This is a genomic window from Brevundimonas sp. (assembly GCF_031082345.1).
Taxonomy (GTDB): Bacteria; Pseudomonadota; Alphaproteobacteria; order Caulobacterales; family Caulobacteraceae; genus Brevundimonas.
On the sequence record NZ_JAVHLH010000184.1, the window covers coordinates 1 to 5,902 of the forward strand.

Annotated in this window: 7 protein-coding genes; 4 read left to right on the forward strand and 3 right to left on the reverse strand. The window is 68.4% G+C overall.

All coding sequences use genetic code 11. The features are described 5' to 3' along the window. Positions 1-65 precede the first annotated feature (65 nt). From RDU12_RS11535 to RDU12_RS11545, 3 genes are read left to right on the forward strand one after another with little or no spacing between them, the layout of a single operon-like run. Positions 66-689, forward strand: a complete 624-nt coding sequence (locus RDU12_RS11535; RefSeq protein WP_300292912.1) for a hypothetical protein — start codon at positions 66-68, stop codon at positions 687-689. After that, the gene (locus RDU12_RS11540; protein ID WP_300292908.1) at positions 682-1,317 is read left to right on the forward strand and encodes a squalene/phytoene synthase family protein; all 636 of its coding nucleotides are present in this window, start codon (positions 682-684) and stop codon (positions 1,315-1,317) included. Before RDU12_RS11535 ends, RDU12_RS11540 begins: the two co-directional genes overlap by 8 nt. 44 nt (positions 1,318-1,361) lie before the next feature. Continuing rightward, entirely contained in the window at positions 1,362-3,257 is a 1,896-nt protein-coding gene (locus tag RDU12_RS11545) for an ABCB family ABC transporter ATP-binding protein/permease (protein ID WP_374990215.1), read from the forward strand. Here RDU12_RS11545 and RDU12_RS11550 read toward each other — a convergent pair. From RDU12_RS11550 to RDU12_RS11560, 3 genes are all read right to left on the reverse strand, one after another. Continuing rightward, complete coding sequence (locus RDU12_RS11550; RefSeq protein WP_300291583.1) at positions 3,245-3,718, reverse strand: chemotaxis protein CheE; 474 nt, start codon at positions 3,716-3,718, stop codon at positions 3,245-3,247. The two genes, RDU12_RS11545 and RDU12_RS11550, sit on opposite strands and share 13 nt — an antisense overlap. Beyond that, positions 3,715-4,293, reverse strand: coding sequence for a response regulator (locus tag RDU12_RS11555; RefSeq protein WP_300291585.1), 579 nt, complete (start codon positions 4,291-4,293; stop codon positions 3,715-3,717). The genes RDU12_RS11550 and RDU12_RS11555 overlap by 4 nt, the downstream gene beginning before the upstream one ends. Before the next feature lie 86 nt (positions 4,294-4,379). Beyond that, the gene (locus RDU12_RS11560) at positions 4,380-5,330 is read right to left on the reverse strand and encodes an acetyl-CoA carboxylase carboxyltransferase subunit alpha (protein ID WP_300291586.1); all 951 of its coding nucleotides are present in this window, start codon (positions 5,328-5,330) and stop codon (positions 4,380-4,382) included. 145 nt (positions 5,331-5,475) lie between these two features. Here RDU12_RS11560 and RDU12_RS11565 point away from each other — a divergent pair. Next, a partial coding sequence (locus tag RDU12_RS11565; RefSeq protein WP_308684711.1) for a hypothetical protein occupies positions 5,476-5,902 on the forward strand: 427 nt, incomplete at its 3' end.

The following is a 5,902-nucleotide window of genomic DNA, read 5'->3' on the forward strand; positions in this document are numbered from 1 at the left end:
TTGTCGTCTTCAAGCGGCGCTATGGTCGCGCTTCAACGATTCTCGCCCGGGGAGGGGCGTTCGACATGTTTGGCAATCTGCTTTCCAACTTCCGGACCACCGTCCTGCTGAGCCTCGTGCTGGCGGGCGTGATGATCTACGCCTTCGGCAGCATCGCGCCGGGCGGCTTCGACCTGATCTTCTGGCAGTCGGTGTTCCGCTGGACCCACGTGGTCGCCGGCATCCTGTGGATCGGCCTGCTGTGGTATTTCAACTTCGTCCAGATCCGGGTCATGCCGTCGATCCCGGCCGAGCTGAAGCCGGCCATCGGCAAGCACATCGCCCCGGAGGCCCTGTTCTGGTTCCGCTGGTCGGCCCTGGCCACCGTGGTCGCGGGTCTGGCGCTGGCGTTCAGCCGCGGGCACGCCTACGCCGTCGAGGTGCTGAGCTTCGGCCTCGTCGGCGGCCTGACCGAGGATCAGAAGGGCTACACCCTGCTGGGCATCGGCGTGTGGCTGGCCATCGTCATGTTCCTGAACGTCTGGGGCGTCATCTGGCCGAACCAGAAGCGGGCGCTGGGCATCGTCCCGGCCGAGGACGACGTCAAGGCGAAGGCGGCCCGGGTGGCCATGCTGGGCAGCCGCACCAACATGCTGCTGTCGCTGCCGATGCTGACCTCGATGGCGATGTACCAGACCCTGTTTGGCTGATCCCGGCCCATCCCTGGACGAACAGGTCCGCGCGGCCGATCCCGACCGCTGGCTGTCGAGCCGGTTCGTGGCGGACGCGCGGGCGCGGGCGGATCTGATCGCCCTGTACGCCTTCGAGGCCGAGTTGCTGGCCATCCCGACGCGGGTGACCCAGCCACTGCTGGCCGAGATGCGCTACGTCTGGTGGCGCGAGCAGCTGGACGGGGTGTTCGCGGGTGCGGCGCGCAAGGGCCATCCGGTGCTGGAAGCCCTGACGGATGTGGTCGGCCGGCGCGGCCTGGAGCGAGGTCCGTTCGACGCCCTGATCGCGGCGCACATCGGCCGGGTCCATGGCGAGCCGCACGATCTGGACGCCTTCTATGTGGGACCGATGCAGGCGGCGGTGCGGATTCTGGCCGGGCCGGGCCATGAGGCGGCGGTTGTCGAGGCGGGGCGGGTCTGGGGACTGACGCAGACCGGGCGAACCGAAGAGGCCCGGGCCGCCAGGTCGGGGGCGAAGGCCGCGCTCCGGAGGCTGCCCGTCGTCGCGTTCCCGGCCGTCGTCCATGTGACCCTGACGAATCCCGCCCGCAACGAGGCGATGAAGCGGCTACGTCTGGTCTGGGCTTCGGTGACCGGGCGTATCTGAACAGAAGCTTTGCGAAGCCGCTGGAGCGGGGCCATATGGCCTCCATGGCGATGCGGGGCGAACGAGCAGCGGGACGGCGAGGCGATTCGGTGGCCAAGGCGGCGCAGGGCGCGCCTTCGGCCGAACCGCCACAGGGCCCGCCGACCGGCCGCGCGCTGCTGGATCTGATGCGGCTGGTGAAGCGGTCGAATGCGCCACAGCTGCGTCTCAGGCTGATCGCGGCCATCGGCATGACGCTGGGGGGCAAGGCGCTGGGCGTGCTGGCGCCCCTGGTCCTCGGGGCGGCGGTGAACCGGCTGGCGGCGGGGCAGGGGACGGGCGTGGCCCTGGCCTGGGGCTTCGGCGCCTTCGCCATCGGATGGGCTTTCGTGCGGCTGCTCTCGGCCATCGCGCCCAACGCCTCGGATGTGGTGTTTGCGCCGGTGCGGTCGGCGGCCCAGCGGACGGCGGCGGCGGAGACCTTCGCCCATGCCCTGAGCCTGTCGCTCGACTTCCACCAGACCAAGCGGTCGGGGTCGCTGTCGCGGACCATGGACCGGGGCGCCCGGGCGGTCGACTTCCTGATGCGTATCCTGGCCTTCAACCTGATCCCGACAGGGGTCGAACTGGTGCTGGCGGCCGGGGTGCTGGCGGGGGTCTACGACTGGCGGTTCGGGGCCGTGGCCGTGGTCGTGGTGGCGATCTATGCGGCCGCCACCTTCGCCCTGTCCAACTGGCGGATCGAACACCGGCGCGAGATGAACGCGGCCGACACCCAGGCGGCGGGGGTCTCGGTCGACGCCCTGCTCAACTATGAGACCGTCAAGTCGTTCGGGGCCGAGGCGCGGGCCGCACGCATCTATGACGAGGCGCTGGGCGACTACACCCGCGCGGCGCTGAAGGCCAACAGTTCGCTGGCCCTGCTGAACGTGATCCAGGCCGTGATCATGAACCTCGGTCTCGCCGTGATGGCGGTGATGGCCGGGTTCGAGGCGGCGGCAGGCCGGATGGGCCCGGGCGACGTCACGGCGGCGGTGCTGATCATGATCTCGCTGTACGCCCCGTTGAATATTCTGGGATTCGCCTACAGGGAAATCCGCCAATCCTTCATAGACATGGAGGAGATGCTGAAGGTTACGCGTCAGACGCCGCAAGTCGCCGACGCGCCCGACGCCGCGCCTCTGCCGCGGCCCGCGGACGCGCGCGGCGCGGCCCTGGCCTTCGAACAGGTGGGCTTCCGGCACGACGCGCGGGCCAACGGGCTGGAGGACGTCAGTTTCGCCGCGCCGCCCGGAACGACGACGGCGCTGGTGGGCCCGTCCGGCTCCGGCAAGTCGACCATCGTCAAACTGGCCCTGCGCCTGCTCGATCCGCAGGAGGGGGCGGTGCTGATCGACGGCTTCGACGTGCGCAAGGTGACCCAGGAATCGCTGCGGGCGGCGGTGGCGCTGGTGCCGCAGGACGTGGCGCTGTTCAACGACACCATCCGCGCCAACATCGGTTTCGCCCGTCCCGACGCGGACGAGGCGGCGATCTGGGCGGCGGCCGACGCGGCCGAGCTGGACGATTTCATCCGCGCCCTGCCGCACGGTCTGGACACCATGGTCGGCGAGCGCGGGCTGAAGCTGTCAGGCGGAGAGCGCCAGCGGGTCGGCATCGCCCGGGCGCTGCTGGCCGACCCGTGCATCCTGATCCTCGACGAGGCGACCAGCGCGCTGGACAGCCGCACCGAGGCGGCGATCCAGAAGACCCTGCGCCGGGCCCGGACCGGCCGCACGACGCTGGTGGTGGCGCACCGGCTGTCGACCATCGCCGACGCCGACCAGATCCTGGTGCTGAAAGCCGGGCGGATCGTCGAACGAGGGGCGCACCACGAACTGGTGGCGCGCCAGGGCGGGGAATATGCGGCGCTGTGGCGCAAGCAGACGCGGGGCGCGCGGACCGACCGTCAGTCCGCCTGACCGAATTTCTTCGCAACCATGGACGCCAGCTGGGCCGAGACGGCTTCGCGCTGCTCGACCGCATCGGCCGGGAGGGTGTTGAGAAGCTGCAGCGACTGGATGTGCACCGACAGGATGCGCCAGTCGAAGCCGTGCTCGCCCGCCGCCCGATCGACCATGTCGCACAGGCTCGACGCCACGGCGCAGATTTCCTCCAGACCGAAGGGGCTGGCGGCGTCGATGATGTGATTGCCCGACTGATAGATGCGGCGGAGGCTCTCCGTCTTCTCGTCCGCCGTGGTCGGCTGCTGGAGGGCGGCCAGTTCGGCGATATGGCGGCTCACTTCCTGCGTCGCCTTGCCGCGCAACTTCGAGATGTTGTCACGGGCGCGGGTCAGGGCCACGCCCACCGCGATGCCCCCGGCCCCGTCGATCATCTTGGCGAGACGGGACTTGCGCCGGGAATGGGTGATCACGGTCATTGGCCGGCTCCGGCGGCGGTGGCCGCGGCGGCCTTCCGGGCTTCGAACTCGGCGCGACGGACGACGTCGGAGCGACGCTCGCGGCCGGGCGGCTCGCCTTCACGGAACCGGCGATCGGGGCCGAAATATTCGCCGACTTCCAGGAACGGGCGATTGTCCCGCGCGACCCAGACGATCCGCTCCAGCAGGCTGGTGGCGCTGAATGGCTTGGTGACGATGTAGTTGGCGCCGCAGTTGCGGGCCTTGTTGACCATGGATCGACGGATGTGGGCCGCCGTCATGATGACCGGAACGAAGGCGTTGGGCGGCCCCGAACGCCGCAGCCACTGGACCAGTTCGAAGCCGTCCACGCCCGGCATCTCGCAGTCGACCACCAGCAGGTCGATCTCGCTCTCGCCGAGGACCCCCATGGCCTCGGGGGCGCTGCGGCACGAATGGCGGGTGCGGATGCCGAAGCCCAGGAGGGCGCCGGTGGTGATCTCGGCGGAGAACGCCGAATCGTCCACCACCATGGTGACGGCCCCGGTCAGATTGATGATCGCGGTTTCACGGAGTGCTTCGCCGACAGAACCCATAGCGTACGCCCCAGTGAGATGCGAACTGCAACTCAGACTATAGGAAGCGTTGCCAGACAACCGTGGCTGAAGGGTTAACGAAACCCTCAGCCCATCCGGCCGATGGCGTAGAAGCGATCGGCGCGGGCCCGGCGAATCTGGTCGGGGGACAGGGCGGACAGCGCCGTCAGCTCCTCGGCCAGCGCATCGCCGACGGCCTGGATCGCGGCGGCCGGATCGGTGTGGGCGCCGCCGACCGGCTCGGGGACGATGCGGTCGATGATCTTCAGGTCCAGCAGGTCGGGGGCGGTGATCTTCATGGCCATGGCGGCGTCGCGGGCGCGGGCCCCGTCGCGCCACAGGATGCCGGCCGCGCCCTCGGGCGAGATGACCGAATAGATCGAATGCTCCAGCATCAGCACCCGGCCGGCGGCGGCGATGGCGATGGCCCCGCCCGAGCCGCCCTCGCCGGTCACCGTGGCGATCGAGGGCACGCCGAGAGTCAGGCAGCGTTCGGTGGAGCGGGCGATGGCCTCGGCCTGGCCGCGCTCCTCGGCGCCGAGGCCGGGATAGGCGCCGGCGGTGTCGACGAAGGTCAGCACCGGCAGGCCGTACTGTTCGGCCAGATCCATCAGGCGGACGGCCTTGCGGTAGCCCTCGGGCCGGGCCATGCCGAAATTATGGGTCAGGCGGGTCTGGGTGTCGTGGCCCTTCTCGTGACCCATGATCACCACGGGGGCGCCCCGGAAACGGGCGAGGCCGCCGAGGATGGCCTGGTCGTCGCCGAACTGGCGGTCGCCCTTGAGCTCGACGAAATCGGTGAACAGGCCTTCGCAGAAGTCGACGAAATGGGGCCGCTGCGGGTGGCGGGCGACCTGGGTCTTCATCCACGGGTCGAGCGCGGCGTAGGTCTTGCGGCGCAGCTGGTCGGCCTTCTTGCGCAGCTGTTCGACCTCGGCGTCGAACGAGCCGGAGGTCGAGGAGAGCAGGTTCAGCTCCTCGATCTTCGCCTCCAGATCGGCGATCGGCTTTTCGAATTCGAGGTAGTGCACGGCCATCAAGGCGTCCGGAACAGGCGCGCCACGCGGCGCATCGGGAGGCGGCGGAACCTAGTGGGGTCAACGCCGGGGGGCAAGCGGGGTTCAGTCCTTGCGGACCTCCCGCCCCGCGCTAGGGTGGACAATCGATAGGGGGCCAAATCAGATGAAATCCCAGGTGCCGTTTCGAGTCGCCATTCTCGTGATCGTGGCACTCGTCCTGATTATCATTGGTCAGTGGCTTCCCGAAGAGCGAACGCTTGGCCTCGATGCCAGCGCTCTAATCACCGACATTGGAACTTTTCTTCTCGGCCTTCTCGTTGTGCAGACTGTGCTTGATCACAAGGTCAGAAAAGATCTCGTAAGCGATGCGGTTGGCCGAGCAGTTCAAGGCTACAAAGCTGTACACAAAGGCGTTGTAGACATCGCTGTCGACAGCCGCACAACGGCCGGCGAGACATGCATGGACGACGGCGGCGTGGTCGTGATTTGCTTCAATCATAGCAAATCCCTCTTTGATAGAATTGAACCAAAACTCGTGGTGAGATCAGCAAAAGGGTTTAAGACGAAAGTCGTCCTGATGAGACCTCAAG